Annotated in this window: 14 protein-coding genes and 4 riboswitches; of the genes, 6 read left to right on the forward strand and 8 right to left on the reverse strand. The window is 46.8% G+C overall.

Annotated elements, in window-relative coordinates; translation table 11 throughout:
* The first annotated feature begins 662 nt into the window (after positions 1–662).
* Together cax and OYT88_RS19540 are read left to right on the forward strand one after the other, a co-directional pair.
* On the forward strand, positions 663–1,709 hold the full coding sequence (cax, locus tag OYT88_RS19535; RefSeq protein WP_274402046.1) for a calcium/proton exchanger: 1,047 nt from the start codon (positions 663–665) through the stop codon (positions 1,707–1,709).
* Positions 1,710–2,133: 424 nt separating this feature from the next.
* Positions 2,134–2,195, forward strand: a riboswitch (Fluoride riboswitch).
* A 78-nt stretch (positions 2,196–2,273) separates the two neighbouring features.
* Positions 2,274–3,440, forward strand: a complete 1,167-nt coding sequence (locus tag OYT88_RS19540) for an MFS transporter (protein ID WP_274402047.1) — start codon at positions 2,274–2,276, stop codon at positions 3,438–3,440.
* 94 nt (positions 3,441–3,534) lie between these two features.
* Here the strand turns inward: OYT88_RS19540 and OYT88_RS19545 are convergent, their stop codons facing one another.
* The 7 genes from OYT88_RS19545 to OYT88_RS19575 form a co-directional block, all read right to left on the reverse strand.
* Complete coding sequence (locus tag OYT88_RS19545) at positions 3,535–4,506, reverse strand: DUF1129 domain-containing protein (RefSeq protein WP_274402048.1); 972 nt, start codon at positions 4,504–4,506, stop codon at positions 3,535–3,537.
* Positions 4,503–4,838, reverse strand: a complete 336-nt coding sequence (locus OYT88_RS19550) for a PadR family transcriptional regulator (RefSeq protein WP_274402049.1) — start codon at positions 4,836–4,838, stop codon at positions 4,503–4,505. Before OYT88_RS19550 ends, OYT88_RS19545 begins: the two co-directional genes overlap by 4 nt.
* 485 nt (positions 4,839–5,323) lie before the next feature.
* On the reverse strand, positions 5,324–5,584 hold the full coding sequence (locus tag OYT88_RS19555; protein WP_274402050.1) for a hypothetical protein: 261 nt from the start codon (positions 5,582–5,584) through the stop codon (positions 5,324–5,326).
* Positions 5,585–5,614: 30 nt separating this feature from the next.
* Positions 5,615–7,144 (reverse strand): MutS-related protein, encoded by a 1,530-nt coding sequence (locus OYT88_RS19560; RefSeq protein WP_274402051.1) that lies wholly within the window; start codon positions 7,142–7,144, stop codon positions 5,615–5,617.
* On the reverse strand, positions 7,122–8,672 hold the full coding sequence (locus tag OYT88_RS19565) for a MutS-related protein (protein ID WP_274402052.1): 1,551 nt from the start codon (positions 8,670–8,672) through the stop codon (positions 7,122–7,124). Before OYT88_RS19565 ends, OYT88_RS19560 begins: the two co-directional genes overlap by 23 nt.
* Before the next feature lie 76 nt (positions 8,673–8,748).
* Positions 8,749–8,811: riboswitch (Fluoride riboswitch) on the reverse strand.
* 479 nt (positions 8,812–9,290) lie between these two features.
* Complete coding sequence (locus OYT88_RS19570) at positions 9,291–9,968, reverse strand: histidine phosphatase family protein (RefSeq protein ID WP_274402053.1); 678 nt, start codon at positions 9,966–9,968, stop codon at positions 9,291–9,293.
* A 189-nt stretch (positions 9,969–10,157) separates the two neighbouring features.
* Positions 10,158–10,793, reverse strand: coding sequence for a DUF190 domain-containing protein (locus tag OYT88_RS19575; RefSeq protein ID WP_274402054.1), 636 nt, complete (start codon positions 10,791–10,793; stop codon positions 10,158–10,160).
* A gap of 205 nt (positions 10,794–10,998) precedes the next feature.
* A riboswitch (Fluoride riboswitch) is annotated at positions 10,999–11,063 on the reverse strand.
* A gap of 473 nt (positions 11,064–11,536) precedes the next feature.
* Here OYT88_RS19575 and OYT88_RS19580 point away from each other — a divergent pair.
* On the forward strand, positions 11,537–12,085 hold the full coding sequence (locus tag OYT88_RS19580; protein WP_274402055.1) for a hypothetical protein: 549 nt from the start codon (positions 11,537–11,539) through the stop codon (positions 12,083–12,085).
* Between the two features lie 370 nt (positions 12,086–12,455).
* Positions 12,456–12,521, forward strand: a riboswitch (Fluoride riboswitch).
* A gap of 105 nt (positions 12,522–12,626) precedes the next feature.
* The gene (locus tag OYT88_RS19585; protein WP_274402056.1) at positions 12,627–13,820 is read left to right on the forward strand and encodes an MFS transporter; all 1,194 of its coding nucleotides are present in this window, start codon (positions 12,627–12,629) and stop codon (positions 13,818–13,820) included.
* 276 nt (positions 13,821–14,096) lie between these two features.
* Here the strand turns inward: OYT88_RS19585 and OYT88_RS19590 are convergent, their stop codons facing one another.
* Positions 14,097–14,573: a helix-turn-helix domain-containing protein gene (locus tag OYT88_RS19590; RefSeq protein ID WP_274402057.1), complete on the reverse strand. Its 477-nt coding sequence runs from the start codon at positions 14,571–14,573 to the stop codon at positions 14,097–14,099.
* Positions 14,574–14,782: 209 nt separating this feature from the next.
* On the opposite strand from OYT88_RS19590, the gene OYT88_RS19595 reads away from it, so the two are divergent.
* Together OYT88_RS19595 and OYT88_RS19600 are read left to right on the forward strand one after the other, a co-directional pair.
* On the forward strand, positions 14,783–15,421 hold the full coding sequence (locus OYT88_RS19595) for an NAD(P)-dependent oxidoreductase (RefSeq protein WP_274402058.1): 639 nt from the start codon (positions 14,783–14,785) through the stop codon (positions 15,419–15,421).
* Between the two features lie 660 nt (positions 15,422–16,081).
* Positions 16,082–16,654: a TetR/AcrR family transcriptional regulator gene (locus tag OYT88_RS19600; protein WP_274402059.1), complete on the forward strand. Its 573-nt coding sequence runs from the start codon at positions 16,082–16,084 to the stop codon at positions 16,652–16,654.
* Positions 16,655–16,662 lie beyond the last annotated feature (8 nt).

Below are 16,662 nucleotides of genomic sequence, written 5' to 3' on the forward strand. Positions count from 1 at the left end.
CCATTTTAGGGCGATTGTTCGCTGTTTTAGGGCGATTCTTTCTTTTTTCGGGGCGATAAACTCCTGACGGGGCGATACTCCGCCAGAATAGGGCGAATGGCGACCATTTTAGGGCGATTGTTCGCTGCTTTAGGGCGATTCTTTCTTTTTTCGGGGTGATAAACTCTTGGCGGGGCGATACTCCGCCAGAATAGGGCGAATGGCGACCATTTTAGGGCGATTGTTCGCTGCTTTAGGGCGATTGTTCGCTGCTTTAGGGCGATTGTCCGCTGCTTTAGGGCGATTCTTTCTTTTTTCGGGGCGATAAACTCTTGGCGGGGCGATACTGGCCGGCGGCCCGGCTGTATGGATTGGATTTTAGTTCCTTATCGATCATGAGCAGCTGTTTATCGATCGTCGACGGTGTTTAATCGATCTTCAGCAAGTACATCCATTTATCAACCGGGACAGAAATTTATCGACCATCGCAGAAGTTTATTGATCGTGGAAACGCTCTCCGCCTTTCAAGGGGCGGTTTCGGGAAGAGTCGATCATTAATTGACAGAAGGCATAGCAGAACAATGAGCTAAGGGTATACTCATAAAAAATCAATTTATATGACTTTGGAATGTGCCGTGCCGGGGAATGCTATAGACACAGATCGTGATGAGAGGATGGTCTCATTGAAATATTTTAAAATTCTGCTCCTGTTCGTTCCTGTAAGTCTCCTATGCCGTTTTTTCCCTGTTCACCCCTTGTTGAATTTCCTTTTCCCCGCCCTTGCAATCATTCCGCTGTCTTTCTTCATCAGTGAAGCCACAGAGAGTCTCTCACTGAGGATCGGGCCTAAATCAGGCGGTTTTCTCAACGCCAGCTTCGGAAATCTGACCGAAATCATTATCAGTATTTTCGCGCTTCATTCCGGGCTTGTCGAACTGGTGAAAGCTTCCATTATCGGCTCTGTCCTCGGCAACAGCCTGATGGTGCTCGGAACGGCCGCCTTCATTGGCGGAATGAAATACAAGACGCAAAGGATCAACAGGCAGGCGATTGAGTTTTCAAGTACGATGTTTCTATTTGCTGCTCTGGCGCTGATTCTGCCTACCCTCATTGATATCGTTAAAGACAGCGGTCATCCGGACCGATTCAGCGAGAAGATCAGCCTATTTATTGCGGCGGCGATGCTGATGGTCTATGTTCTCGGGTTAATCTTCTCATTTTTCACGCATGCAGATCTGTTTTACACAGGCAAAGAGAAAAACATCATCGAGCGAAAGTGGCCGCTGAAACAGTCTCTGGGTATCTTGCTGGTATGCACCGTACTGGTAGCCGTAGAAAGTGATTTTTTTGTTTCGGCAATTGAAGAACTGTCGAAAATGTTCCGCATCAGCAAATTCTTTATCGGCATCATTCTTGTACCTGTTGTCGGGAATATTGCCGAATATGTTTCATCGATTCTGATGTCATTAAAAAATAAAATGGATATCGCCGTTGAGATAACGCTTGGTTCAAGTCTGCAGACCATTCTGTTCGTGATGCCGGTGCTTGTATTTATCAGCCTGTTCTTTGTCCCGATGGCGATAGACTTCAACATCTATGAACTGGTTGCTCTGGTCATATCGGTCCTGATCGCAAGCAGAGTCTCCGAAGACGGAAAATTGAACTGGATTGAAGGGGTACAGCTCATCGTTGTCTTTCTTGTTATTGCAGCATGTTTTTATGCGGTTTAATTTTAACGGCCCATCATTTCCCGGGGAAGATTGATGGCACTTCGATCATCTCATTTCACAGGATCGGAAAATCATCGCCGTGCGCCCCTTACTGACCACCGGCTCTATGTCATCCGCCAATCTGATCCCGCGCCTCAGAACCGGGTCGGCAATGCCCTTTTTAATCCCCTTTAAAAACTTCAGGATTACAAAAGATCGTCATCTCCCCGCAAAAAAATTAAACGGCTGGTTTCAGAGGCGTCCTAAAACAGACGCTGTCGGTCGCCAAATCTGTATCGTGACGAACGTTATCACCTAATTTAGTGAAGTCAGACCGCACAAGCAATTTAAAAAAAAGATAATCCGTGCTATACTGTGCTTGTTGAGGAAAAATTATCGTTATGGATCCATTCCGGCGATCGTGAAGAAATGCCGATTGATTAGAAGATTAAAAAGTGATGAAGCTCACTTGAAATTGCTCGGACGGCTGATGGCTTCTACGTAATAGCGTAGAACTGTCAACCGTTTTTTCATGCCTTTTTACAGCCGTTTGAGGTTAAAAAAATGATTAAGGGACGGGAAATCATGAAATCAAGGTCAAAAAGATCAAAAGCTTTGAATTTTGTGCTGATCATTGGTGTCATGAGTTTTTTTGCGGATTTCACCTATGAGGGGGCACGAGGAATCGTCGGCCCTTATCTCGCCATTCTCGGTGCCGGCGCTTTTACCATCGCTTTTGTCACCGGATTCGGTGAATTCGTCGGTTATGCCTGGCGGATCATATCCGGGAATCTGAGCGATAAAACCGGTAAGTTCTGGCCGATCATGATTTTCGGATATGTGGTGCAAATGGCGTCCGTGCCTCTGCTCGCTCTGGCGGGAAACTGGCAGATGGCAGCAATTCTTATCGTTCTTGAGCGATTTGGCCGCGCAACCCGCAATCCCCCGCGCGACGTGATGCTGTCGCATGCCGCCAAAGAGATGGGATACGGATGGGCCTTCGGCGTCCATGAAGCGCTGGATCAATTCGGAGCTCTGTTCGGTCCGCTTGTCGCAGCGGGTATTTATGCCTGGCGCGGCGATTACAAGCTCACTTTTGCCATGATGATCATTCCGGCACTGACAATGCTTCTCCTTCTGGCAGTTGCCCGTTTTACCTATCCCCATCCGGAAGAGCTGGATGATACACCGCCCAACGTAAACACGCGGGGGCTTCCCCGCGTATTCTGGATCTATCTGACCAGCGCCGTCCTGGCCGCCGCCGGCTTTGCGGACTATCCCTTTATGGCCTATCATTTCCAAATGGTTCACAGTGTCTCTTCAGCCGATATCCCAATTTTCTATGCCATTGTGATGGGCGTCAGCGGAGCGGGATCGCTGCTTTTCGGGCGGCTTTTCGACCGATACGGCATCATTATTCTCATCCCTTTGACGATCCTTTCCGCTTTTATCGCCCCGCTCGTCTTTCTGGGCGGATTTTGGGTGGTCCTGATCGGGATTATCCTCTGGGGACTAGGCACCGGCGTCCACGAGTCGATTATTCCCGCAGCCGTCGCCCTGATGGTTCCGGTACAGCGGCGGGCCTCAGCTTATGGGCTGTTCACCGGCGCATACGGCATTTTCTGGTTCCTCGGAAGTCTGCTGATCGGCGCCTTATACGGCCTTTCCATCCAGGCTGTGATCGTATTCTCTATGATTGTGGAATTAAGTGCACTGCCTCTGTTTTTGCTTGTCAAGAAGCACAATTTTTAAAAATAATGATTTTCAGCGGCAAAGCTTATCGGATCAGAAACCCGATGAATCGGTTCAGGATGATGTCCGGGAAGCGGTGCCTGCAGAAATCCATTTAATTTGTTTTGGATTTACGTAAAATGGCCGGAACCATGCAAAATAGTTGCCACTGATGATGACCGTAAAAGAGACGCCGCGGGCTTTTTTGCCGTTTTCCCAGATTCCGCTGTACTTCTTTTTGCCGTATCGGCCATTTGTTTTCCCGCTTTTTTCTTAAAAATAGAAAAGTTAATCCCCAATAAAGGATGAGTCCCAATCCGGTGAATAGCGCAATACTGATTTTCCCGCTGCCTCCCGCCATCCAGCCCGCCGTGGCAGGCAGCCTGGAAACAATGCCGATCAGTCCCAGAATATATATAAAAGGAACGAAGGGAAACCATTCCCTTCTTTTACGTTTGCATAACGTAATCGTGATGCCGATCAGCAGGGCAGATATTGTTCCAATGCCTACTGCATCAGGTATAAACAGAATCAGCAGAGAGGGAGAGAACAGCTGAATAGATACAGACAAGCCTATAAATATTGAAAAAGATAACCACAGGAGCAGAAAAAGGATGAACGTTTTATACAAATAAATACTCTTGTGTACGATTAAAAAAATGAGTTCAATGAAAAGGAAGCTTAATAAACCATTCAGAAAAAGAGCCAGAATATTGATTCCTCTTTCAGGAGAGGCGAGTATATTCAAAATTATAAAAAAGGAACTGATAGTAAAAACAAGGAGAGTTAGTTTCAATTTTTCTTTCCAACTCGCTTTGCCAAGATTGGCAATTAATTCATTCGCTGTCATCTGCGGATTCTTTCCGAAAAAATCCACGGCAGATTGTCCGTCATTCTGAGCGGAAAGGATGTCCTGTAGAATCTGCAGCAACAAATTTTCCACTTCATAGTCATCATAAAATAAGCCGGCGGTACGGACATATACTAATAGCCTCTCGTAATATACTTTGTTCTCGTCGACCAGTTTTTCGCGTAATCTGTTGTTTTGCTCAATCATAACATTCACGGAGCGATCCTCTTGGTTCATCCATGTTCCTCTCCCTTCAAATCAATCAGGTGGTTCACATTTTTATCCAGAATATTCCACTGTCTTATAAACTCTTGGCAATGCATTTTCCCTTTTTCAGTAGTGTGATAGTATTTCCGGTTCGGGCCGTCCGGTGAATATTTTAATACGCTTGAAAGGAAGCCTTGCTTTTCTAATTTTTGCAGGAGCGGATAAACCGTGCCAGCCGTAATTTCGGTAAATCCATTTTCTTTCAGCAACTGGATCATTTCATATCCATATACTTCATTATCCAGAACAATGAGAAGGACACACCCCTCAAGCACGCCTTTTAATAATTGCGTTTGTTTCAAGTGATCACTTCCGTGATTTTACTATGTTGCAATACATATTAGTATAGCGGAAGTCGGCTATTATGTAAAGCACAGTAGTAGGCTTTCAAAATCCCCCATAGGCGCTCAGAGCCGGAACGGCAGTATTCGCGCAAGATGTGCTATTCATTTCGGCCCCGGCCTCTATTAAGTTTAATATAAAAGCATCGGGTGCAGAGCCCGATGCTTTTTCCTGCCTGCATCCCGCATTCAAATAAACGATCAACCGACCCCGGAGCATCAGCGATTGATCGCGATTGTCGGGGCGGAAACAGGCGATTCAGTTTTAAAACAAAAGATCAGGATTATTCTGCTCGACCGTATTTCTATTTTACAATAAGCACGGTGCCATCCGCGTCTGAAACCTGTACTTCCCGTCATCACAAATTGTTCAAATTGCGAATGCCCGGCAAAGTCGGCGATCAGAAGATCCACATGATTCTCCTTAACAAACTCGATCATTTTCTTTACTTTATGCCTCCGACCAGGATTTGCGATTTAATCGGATAATGATTGTTATCTGCTATCTCACGGGCCTTTTCAATAGATACTTTAAACATACTGTCCTCAAAACTCTTTTCTCCGTCAGCCTCAGCGATCGTTTCGGGAAAGCGAGGAATCCTCTCGACCGAAACGGTATACAGTTCCGCCTGGTAAAAACCGAGCTTCTTCTCAAGAGGTTTTAATGAATTATCAGAATCGGCAAAGCCAGCCGGAATCTCAGTCATTTTTTCTCCGCCATCCTCCTGAAGCAGCAATCAGATTTCATTCTGCTTATCCTCTTCATCTTCTGCGAACGTCTCCGGCTTCTGCTGCTCGCCGAATGCCCGGTTGAACAGGTCCAATCCGTAACTCGTCCGCCTCGGCAGCCCGTATTCCAGCCGAAAGGGGCGTTTGCCGTCGGCCGTTCGCTGCGCACGCATAAAGACAGCCTCATTCGGCAAGTGTTCCTGTACAAGCTGCGTATATTCATACTGATGCGTCACGCCAATCACTGACACACCGGCATCGATCAACCCTTTTGTAATCTGATAATGGATCACCGATCCCTCATGCTCATTGGTCGAGGCGAATGATTCATTCATGAGAATGAGCGAATGGCTTGGCATTTTATCCACCATTTCATTCATCCGCTTCAATTCCTCATCCAGCCGCCCGCTGGCCACATGATCGTCCTCCTCCCTCTTGAAATGTGTGAACAACTGCCTGAAGGGACGCGTCCGGAATTCTTTTGCCAGGACAAACATGCCGGATTGCGCCATTAGCTGTGCCTGACCTAAGCTGCGCAGAAACGTCGTCTTTCCGCCCTGATTGGCTCCGGTCAGGATCAAAAGATGTTTTTCTTCCAAATCAACCGTATTTCCAATGACATGATAATCCGGATCCAGCAACAGTACAGCATTTTTTAAATCTGTTGCTCGTATTCCGTCAGAAAAGACCGGAAAGGCGCAGTCCGTCCGATTGAACATTTGATGCAGACGGACGACGCCTGTCAGCCAGGCAGCCTGTGCTTCCAATTCGGCAAAAAAATCACGCAGTGTTGCATCGATAACCAATAACGTTCGGGCACTTTCATAGCTGATCCTGTTTTCATAGCGCCCGAGCGCTTCCGCTGCTCCATCATCCCGGGGCGGAATCTCAAACGTCATCCTGCTCGCGTTCAGGTGAAAGCGCGCACTGATTTTTGCCCACGTTTTATTTGAAAAGTCGAGTTCCCGTTCACCCACTTCGGTACCGAGATCGGATCCAAGCCGTCCCGAGAAACTAAATCCATGATGATTCAGCATCGTCCGAATTAATGTCTGCATCCCGGAAAGACCGTCTCCGCCAAAATATTCATGCATCCTGTCAAAGAAATGACAAAAAGCAGGAGCGCTGTCCAGAGTGATCCTTTCTTCTAATTTGCAAATCTGAATAATTCCCTGTAAATAAAGATTAATTGTTGCTGCTTTATTCGATAGAAAATAACTGGCCGATTCTTTTCCCATCGACCAATCGCGGTGCCGGACATTGTGAAGGGTCGATTGCGCAATTTGATAGAACTGAGAACTCAAATTTTCTGTCCCGATAGCGGTTTGGACCGTTTTCTGTCGATAGAGCAAGGCATCGGCATCCATTATCGGATGAAAGAACCCTCTCAGCAGGACATGCCGGATAAGATCGTCTTTCTCACTGGCAGCATGAAGAACAGGTTCCAATTCAAGATCCTCAATAACTGATTGTTCGAACGCATCCATTTTCCACGAGGCAGACCAGCTGTCCGACTTATCCAAGAGACAGACTTTCATGACGAATCCTCCCTTTCACCTGATCTGCAGTCAGATGGTACTTATCCAGTAACGAAATCGCATAAGCCTGGCCGTTCAGTCTGGCCCGGATCACTTTAAACGTTCGCTCGGAAGAGTCGGCTGCGACCTGGCTCATCATCGGCACCGTCCCGGGCAAGCGGCTTAAGCTTTCCAGAAAAGTCACATAGATTCCGTGTGCGCCTTTTTCACGCAGCATCCTCAGCGCATACGTCCCCATCTTTTCCGCATCCTGAGCCGTCGTCGATGAAAATAATTCGTTCATGATCACAAAGCTTTTCCGATCGCTTGCCTTGACAATGGCCTGCAGCCGATCAATATCGGCCGCCAGAAGTCCCGTTTGCCATTCGGCACTTTCCTGACGCTGGAAGTGGGTAAGAACATGAGGACGGATGCTTAATCGTGCCGAAGATCCCGGGATCGGCATCCCCAGACTAAAAAGGTAATAATTTTCTCCCGCCATCCGTGAAAAAGTAGTCTTCCCGCCCTGATTCGGACCGGAAATAATTATAAAATCCTCATCTGATTTTAATAAATAATCATTGGTTATAAGAGGAGTCGCAGAGCCGGCGAGTTTGGCAGCCAGCTCGATATCAAAACTATCGTGCACAAATTCGTCATCACCGGCGGCTACAGCCGGCGCAGTAAACCGAACATGCAGCGACTCGGCAATCTGTCTTTCAAAATTGTTAACCGCCAGATAGAAATTCAGTTCTTCAGTCACCCGTTCGAGGACCGGGTCCACGTCATCGCAGTACTGATTATAAAAATCCCGCACCCTCTTGAATGTCCGGGGGAAAAGCTGGGAAAGTGCATGCAGAATCATTGCCTGGAGATTGTTCACACCCCTTTCGTTTTGCAGCGGTTTGATTTCCTGTAAATTCAATGCCTGCGGAGGATCATTCAGCAACGTGCTAAATGCTTTTCTTAAAGATTCATTCAACCCCGGATTGCTATGATCTGCTTTCGCCACTGTAATCAGCTGTCCGTTAACTACGATCCGATAGCGCAACGCCTTCAGACCCGCCATAATCGCGTGTATGTCCGATCGCAGGCGAATGATCTTTTCCGAACAGACATAGGTTTTCAAAAAATCGATCAGTGCTTTCAGGCCCCGGCTTTTCGGTGCGTCTGCCGTCAAATCGTTCAGAAACCGGTCAATGGCTGATTGATTGTGCTGGAGAGTCGTCACCAATTGATAACCTTGAAGCTCCGGCAGGTAGCTGTGCCTGAGCTGTTCCCGTATGGTGCGGTCTAAGGTCATCTTCTGTTCAAAAACGGCCACATGCCCGGCGATTGCCTTCTCTTTAAAATCTGAAAAAACGGCCTGCCGGTATCGAATCGTTTTCGCATCTTCAACCGGTTGATAAAAAAAATCGAGAATCGGATGTGCGGTTTGCTTCTGTATTTGACCGAAGAGTTGATCTAAATGCAGATCGGTATAGACATCAGCCGTTTTATCACATAATGGCGGGGGCGGGACAAAGGGGAACAATAAACTCGTCAACATGACATGCACCTCATTCCTCAATAAAGTCCAATCCTTTATTCTTCATGCAGGTGCAAAAAGACACCTGCCCTTTTAAAACAAGACAGGTGTCATTAACGAAATTCGTGTTTTTACGGTGGACGCCATCACCACTAATAAGTTATGTTTACTATATCATCTTTCAGCTTTTAATTCAATTTATATATCAAAAACAGAGAGGGACTGCCTGCGCCCCATCCTGCACGGCGGTACGCAGGAAAATTACCATACACTGATGCAATTTCATCAATGAGCAGCAGAATCAGATGCCCCGCGTACCCTGCGTAATCCGAAAAACCTCCTAGTCGCGGAACAAGTCAGCCCTGCTGCTTAGATTTCCACCAAATTTTTCCAGGTTCTCACAAACGCCGTTCTGTCAGCCCTGTACAGAATAGCCGAATGACTCCTTTTCTGTCTAATGAAGCGGGAATTGTCCGATGAGACCATTCACCTCCGCCATAAACATCGCTCCCTATTGCCTGCCGTACCCTTTGACAAAAGTGGCGGCTATCCATGCAGCTGTTTCAAGGGTTACCGGCATCTGTCTTATAGCCGCGGTGCCCGGCGATCGCTTCAATCGATCATCCATGCGCCCCTTCCTTATTGCTCCGTCTGCCGATTTTCTGAGATGCCGGTTTGGTTATAGGCCAATAAAACCATTTGCGTGCCTGTTCGTGAAACGATTGTGACACTGCCGGTGGATGGAATCGATGGAACGGGTACTTGGCCGGTCATTCGCCAAACCAGCGCTCTCAGTACAGTACTGTGAGTAATGACTAATGCATTGCCATCGGCCGGCGTCTGATCGCCAATCTGTCTGAGTCCCCGCTCATAGCGTTCCCAAAATTGCGCGCTCGTTTCCGCCAGCTGATCCGGATCATTCTCATGCAATAGATTCTGTACATCATCCGGCGTATAATCCCATTGTAACTCCCCGCCGTCAATCCCTAATTTATTCCTGATTTGTTGCCACACTTCCCGTTTGCAGCACCCTTCAAAACCTCCGTAGAAATGCTCGCGGAGTTCCGGCAGTACGACTAATTCCGGGCGAGCGGCGGCACGATTTTGCTGCAGAATCAATTGGCCTGTCTGTTCGGCACGGCTGGTATCGCTTGAATAGGCAGCTGCGAACTCAATTTCTTTCAGAAGATGCCCTGCATGTTCGGCCTCGCGTATTCCACGCTCCGTTAAAGGTGTGCCGCTCCACCCCTGAAAACGGCCCAGTTGATTAAAATAGGTCTCACCGTGCCGAACGAAATACAATTTAATCGTTTTCATAACGATTTTCTCAGCTCCTTTCAGCCGCCACGCTGGAGAACGACGATCTCAGCCACGGATAGGAGACACGCCGTAACCTGGCGGATCAGAAAAATGTTTTCGTACATCCGCTGCTTCTTTCAGCGGACCGCCGCTTAGGATATGGTCCTGCAAAAACGGCTTCCAAAACTTCGGACTGCCGCTCAACCGTCATTTATTGACAATCAGATGAATCGGTGTCGTAAAAACGGCTCCTTCTTCGACAACATCGGCTAATCCGTTTAATAATTTTTTTAAGTGATCGGAAGACACAACAGATTCGATCACAATCGGCATCTTCTCACTTAGAGTAAATAATTTTTGCCCGTGAATGATCCGGTCCTTGCCATAGCCGATGATTCCTTCCGTCATCGAGATCCACATAGCCTCTTTTTCTTGAAAAAAGCTGAAAACTTTGTCATATTCGCCCTTTCTAAACCATGAATTTTCCTCCTTCGTGTACACTTTGACGGCAAAATAGCGATGTTCATTCAAATCTCTTTCTTCCATTCCCCTTGTCAGACTCATTTGTCCGTGCTTCATGCGCCTTTGTATCTCAGGAACGATGGCTTTAATCTGTTCGTTGTCAGCGACTGTTTCAATAATAAGCGCCAAATCGTTAAACAGCTGATCCTCAAGAATACTGATATGCGGCATCCCCTGATGATCAAGATTCATTTTTCCCCGCCGAATCGTCAAACCCGGGAATCCTTTCTCCCACAAGAAATGCTGCAACCATTGAGAGAAGCGCTGAGACCCTTCCGTCTCCGCCATTTCTCCAATCACTATCCGCAACAAGCTTTGCATGCGAAGCATCCTCTTTCCCGTCATGAAAAAATTTAATGGGACAGCCACTTACTCAGTAAAATAATTCGTGAAACAGAGCATTTATTTGAATTTTCCTGACGAGTCAAAGACTCCGATATTTTTGCCGGCCCCTCTCCCGGAACCAATTTTTTCCTCACCCGGCAAAATAAAAACATCTATCTCAGATACCGACTGACACTGAGTATCCGGGATAGATGTTATCAGCTACCATTAGTTAGCATTATGGTGAACATCATCACCTATTTATCTTGGTTAGCATAGCATAGAACGAATCAAATAACAAATTATTCAGAATCACCCTGCATAAGAACTGCTCCCCCCTGAAGTCGGACAATCAAGCGTCCAATCCGGGGGGATTTTACGATGACCAGATAGGCATTAACGGGCATCCCCTCAACTCATGTATCCAGCCGGTCCGCGGCGTGAAGCGCTATCGATTCTTCCGAAAAGCGATTGTTTTGCACGGGAGGCAGTCTAATACTCCTCTGAAATCCATGCAAACAGCGATTGATTCCTCTGAAAAAAGGGATATCGTGCGCGGACAGGCGTTAAATCGCAGAAACACCCGATCTTTTTCTTCGGCAGCCGCGCGGCCCTGTGAGTCGTGGCCAAAATCGCCGGGAAATGCTTGGTATCAATAGCAAATCGCCGCTTATCGGTAAAGTTCAAAATAGCGACAGTAACAGCCAAAGAATCAACAGTAATCGAATCGAAATCAATAAATGCGAATAATCAGAACAGAAAGATCACCTCTGATTGATTTAATCAACCGTGGTGGAAGTTTATCGGTCGGCACTGGCGGGTTTTCGGTCCCCGCTGCAAGTTTATCGGTCGGCGCACCCGATTTTTCGACCGTCACGCGCTGTTTATCGGTCGCAGCTGGTTTTATCGGTCAGCACTGGGATTCTATCGGTCATCACTGGCGGGTTTTCGGTCCCCGCTGCAAGTTTATCGGTCGCTGTACCCGATTTTTCGACCGGTGCAGCGAGTTGATCGGTCGCAGCTGGTTTTATCGGTCAGCGCTGGGATTCTATCGGTCATCACTGGCGGGTTTTCGGTCCCCGCTGCAAGTTTATCGGTCGCTGTACCCGATTTTTCGACCGGTGCAGCGAGTTGATCGGTCGCAGCTGGTTTTATCGGCCGGCGCTGGGATTCTATCGGTCGGCACTGGCGGGTTTTCGGTCGCCGCTGCAAGTTTATCGGTCGCTGTACCCGATTTTTCGACCGTCACGCGCAGTTTATCGGTCTCAGCTGGTTTTATCGGTCGGTAGAGTTGGTCTAAATAGCGGACACGTCAAAATGGGATTCTGTCTGATTAAACGATCCTAGAAAAGGGTTTGTTCAAACATGGCATACGATCGGGAGTAGGTCGCCAATCTGGTCGTGGAAAACGGAAAAGTGGCCCCATCGAATAAATCTGGAATGAACCGGATCACCTTTTACACAGGCTTTTTGACCCGATCCAATAAAATGTGGCGCGCCATTCCGGTTCGGAGGATCTGCAGGCGGAGGGTGGCTCAAAAGCCTCCTGAAAATGAAGAATCGGAATGGAACTCGCACAAAAATTTCACTCCGGTTCTTTTTATGGTGACATGATCATGTTGCATTTGCTTTCCTGTTATGCTAACTTGATTCAAGGATAAGGATATAGGCGATGACGTTCGCCCTAACAACTGTGCGGGCACAGTTAATGACGTCTGTCTTGATGGAACTCACTCCCATTGCGAGATCCATTCGGACAGGCGTTTTATTTGTTAGACGGAGTTATGACTTTATGTCCGGAAAGCAATAATCGGTAGAGGAGGAATAGTTGTGAAAAAAGGAACGGCAGAGCATAATAACATCCGCTCATTGGGGTGGGTGGCTTTTTTCGGCGGATTCGGGCAGGATATGATGCAGCCGATTTTGCCTCTCTTCTATTCAACGGTCCTTGGATTAAACAAGGAAATGATTGGATTAATCGAAGGATGCATGACATCGCTGGTCAGCATCTTCAGAATACTGTCCGGAATCATTTCCGATAAACTCGGAAAACGTAAATCGATTGTCTTTATCGGTTACCTATTATCGGCGGCAGCCCGCTTTCTTTTCGGCTTCGTGATTCTGCCCTGGGAGGCCTTTTTTTGCCGCCTTGCCGACGGGATTGGAAAAGGGGCTAAAGATGCACCGAGAGACGCGCTCGTTGCCCAATCGTCAAAAGAAGAAAAGATGGGCTTTTCCTTCGGTTATCAGCAGATGCTGGATACATTCGGTTCAGTGGGCGGTCCGCTGATCACAGCGGGCCTGATGTATCTTTTAGCGCAGAGTATGCTGCGTTTTAAATTAATCTTCTTTATTGGCGGGTTAATATCTTTTATACCGCTTTTATTGATCGCCCTGTTTGTCTCAGAAAAAAGGCCGGAAGGAAAAAAGACTGCTTCCTCCCTTGATTTCCATGTTCTGAAAGGCAAATTTCTTATTTTTTCATTAATTATGCTTCTTTTTACTCTTGGGAATTCAAGTGATTCCTACTTAATTCTCCGTGCTCAGAATCTGGGCATTAATGCATTTACCATTTCGCTCATTTACGCGCTGTTTAACCTTTTTTATGCGTTATTATCGACTCCCTTTGGAATTCTGGCCGACAAAATCGGTAAGATCAGAGTGATGCAGCTGGGATGGTTGATCTTTATTCTGGCTTATCTGGGCTTTGCCCTTGCCAACAAAGCCTGGGAAATTTGGATCGTTTTCATTTTCTATGGAATGTATTACGCTGCGGACGGAGGAGCCGCAAAAGCGCTCGTCGCCGGACTCGTTCCGGAAGAACAGAGAGGCACTGCCTATGGAATTTTCAACGCCACGCTCGGGATCATGACCCTGCCGGCCAATCTGATCGCCGGATTTTTATGGGATCAATGGTCACCCGCAGTCACATTCTATTTTGGCGCTCTATGCGCACTGCTTGCCCTTGTACTGTTCTCCTTAACCTTTTTTAGACAAGGAAAATTCAGTAACAATATGAAATAAAATAAATGTAGAATTAAGGGAAGCTTTTCGTTAGAACGGTACCCTGGAACCCCCGGAAAATGGCAAAATCAGATTTATCTCCAATTCGGACACATGAAAAAACCTCAGCATGGTCGGCAGGGCGGGCAGATAAAGATCGGTAGACAGCGGCACAAATGCGCTCAGCAGCGCCAGAAACAGAACCAGTCCTTTGCTGCCGAGATATTTTGTGCTTTTTTGTTTTCTAAGATATTCCCCATAGTATTCTCTTTCATTTAAAACGGTCGCTTGATTCTTTCATTTATCCATTTTGATATTTTCTTCTTGATAAACTTTTTTCATGGCACGATAGACCTTTCGGATAGTTCCGATCATCGTGATCAGATCGTTTTTACTGATTGAGGCAAATTCATTCTCCAAACGCTCATGAATATTTACAACAAATTTTTGGATATACACTTCACCCAGTTCGGTCGCCCGTACCAGTACTACCCGTTTATCGGAATCCAAAGAGGTCTTTTCAATAATTTTCAGATGATCGAGTTCACCGAGATACTTGGTTGTATTAGGCAGCAAAAAGCCCAACGCTTTATTGATGTCGGAAACGCGCGCTTTGCCGCTGTCATCGCGGGTTCGGTACAGAGCACCGAGAATACGGAAATATATAGGCTTCATATTAAGAGGCAAAGGCGGCAGCAAGTTATGTGCCTCCCTTGCACATTCCAATGCGTCCAGAATCCTGTCTGTCAGATTCGAGTTACACGTGCCGGACATAAAGCATCCTCCCAGATAGATATTGAATATAATTATATGATATAATTATATTTGTACGGCAGCAACTGAAAATTACGTAATGGGTGAATCAACCAATCGAGGGGCAGAATTTTTCAACCGCCAAAATCATTGGCACAGGGATGATCCTCAGCTTCCTTACAAAAAAAGAGCAATATAATTTATCAAAATCATTCATGGAGGTATCGAATATGAAAATTGCGATCATAGGAGCAACCGGCATGGCCGGCCATGCCGTCTTTCACGAAGCCGTCACACGCGGGCATGAGGTCACGGCCATTGTCCGTGACGGTGCACGGGCCCGCCAGCTGCTGGGCAACGATGTCAGCCTGCTTGCAAAAGATGCGTTCGAGCTGCAGAAAAGCGATCTTGCGGATTTTGATGTCGTCATCAATGCCTTCAGTGCTCCGCCAGCGAAGGCCTATCTGCATGTGGACCTGGCGGCTAAGCTGACGGCCCTGTTCCGCGAGACACAGAGGCCCCGTCTTTTCTTTGTTCTCGGCGCGGGCAGCCTGCTTGATGAGAATGATCGTCCGTTCGTCGAAACGATCCGCAGACAGCCCGGCTCCGATGCATGGATTGCCATTCCGGAAGCGCAGTTTCGCGAACTCACATTTCTGCGCGGCGTCGATAATGTAAACTGGGTGGGCGTTTCGCCGTCGGCCCTCTTTCAGGAAGGCGAGCGGCATGCCCCGAAACTCGGGAGGGATCATCTGCTCAAGGCTGCCGACGGAACCTCGCATGTGACAAACGCCACGATCGCTGCCGCCATTCTGGACGAAATCGAGCACCCTACAGTTAAAAACAGCCGCTTCACAGTATCCGACTGACCCGGAATGTCGGCTTTCACATGAAAAATCGGCCGGGCGGCAGCCTTCACAATAAATCTTTCAGCAACGATTGTGAAAACGATCAGACTCCGAACAGAGCCGGCGCCGGTCTGAAATCATGATCGGGGCCATGCGTTTGACATTCAAACATGTTTGTTACGGAATAGAGGCATCTCGTCGGACAGAAAACGGTCCGGCCGGATGCCTTCTCTAAAACGATATCATTTCAGCGGACCGGGAAGCCGATGGCATCATGCTTTCTGTGCTCAAGCCGTTTCCGTTTCTGTTATCCCCTCCTTTTCGCTTTTTCCGCACCGTGCCGAAGACTATAAGCATGCCTTTGTTTTTAATTCCGATCCCTACTCTTCATGTTTTGAAGCCTTTCGCCGTTTTCTCCCACTTTTGGAGCCCTGCATACTTAAAGTAACCTGCTGTGAAACGGCCCGTTTATCTATATAATATCGAGTACTCATGAACTTTAATCCCGATACTTCCCTTCCATAAAATAAAATCGGCGCCGGGAGCCGTAATTTCTGTACTCTTTTGGCTTCTATGCTTAGGAGTGCACTCCGGCAACGAAAACATTGACATAAAAATAATTTAATATATAATAACCTACTATGTAAACGGGTTGGTTTATTTTAATGAAAGGACATTCTTATGAATTCTAAAAATCATTCAAGAGAAAAAATTATTAATACGGCTACTCGACTTTTCCAGATGAACGGGTACAATGCTACGGGATTAAATGAAATTTTGAAGGAAAGCGAGTCACCGAAGGGTTCTCTTTACTATTATTTCCCAAATGGCAAAGAACAGTTGGCATTGGAAGCCATTCAATCAGCAAACAAATCTATAAAGGAAAAATTGCAGGCCGCACTGGATAAATATTCAGACCCCGAGAATGCTATAAATCATTTAATCGGCAATATCATCACCGACTTGGAAAAAGAAAATAAACTTCAGGATATCTCAGTGAGTCTAATTGCTTTGGAAACGTATGCTTCAAGTGAACCTTTGAGAGAAGCCTGTAAAAAAGTATTTGCATCGTTAAGCGGCCTCTACGCGGATAAATTGGTCCAGAATGGTTTTTCAAAACAAAGAGCTGAACAGTTGGGTATGATCATCGAGATCATGATTGAAGGTGCCATTACGGTCTCTGTTACAAGGAAGGATACAGTCCCGCTTGCAGCGGTCAGTCATAGTATAGATGTTTTATTGAGTGAAAAATAATAGTCTTT

Origin of the sequence: Sporolactobacillus sp. CQH2019 (assembly GCF_028765345.1) — a bacterium.
Taxonomy (GTDB): Bacteria; Bacillota; Bacilli; order Bacillales; family Sporolactobacillaceae; genus Sporolactobacillus.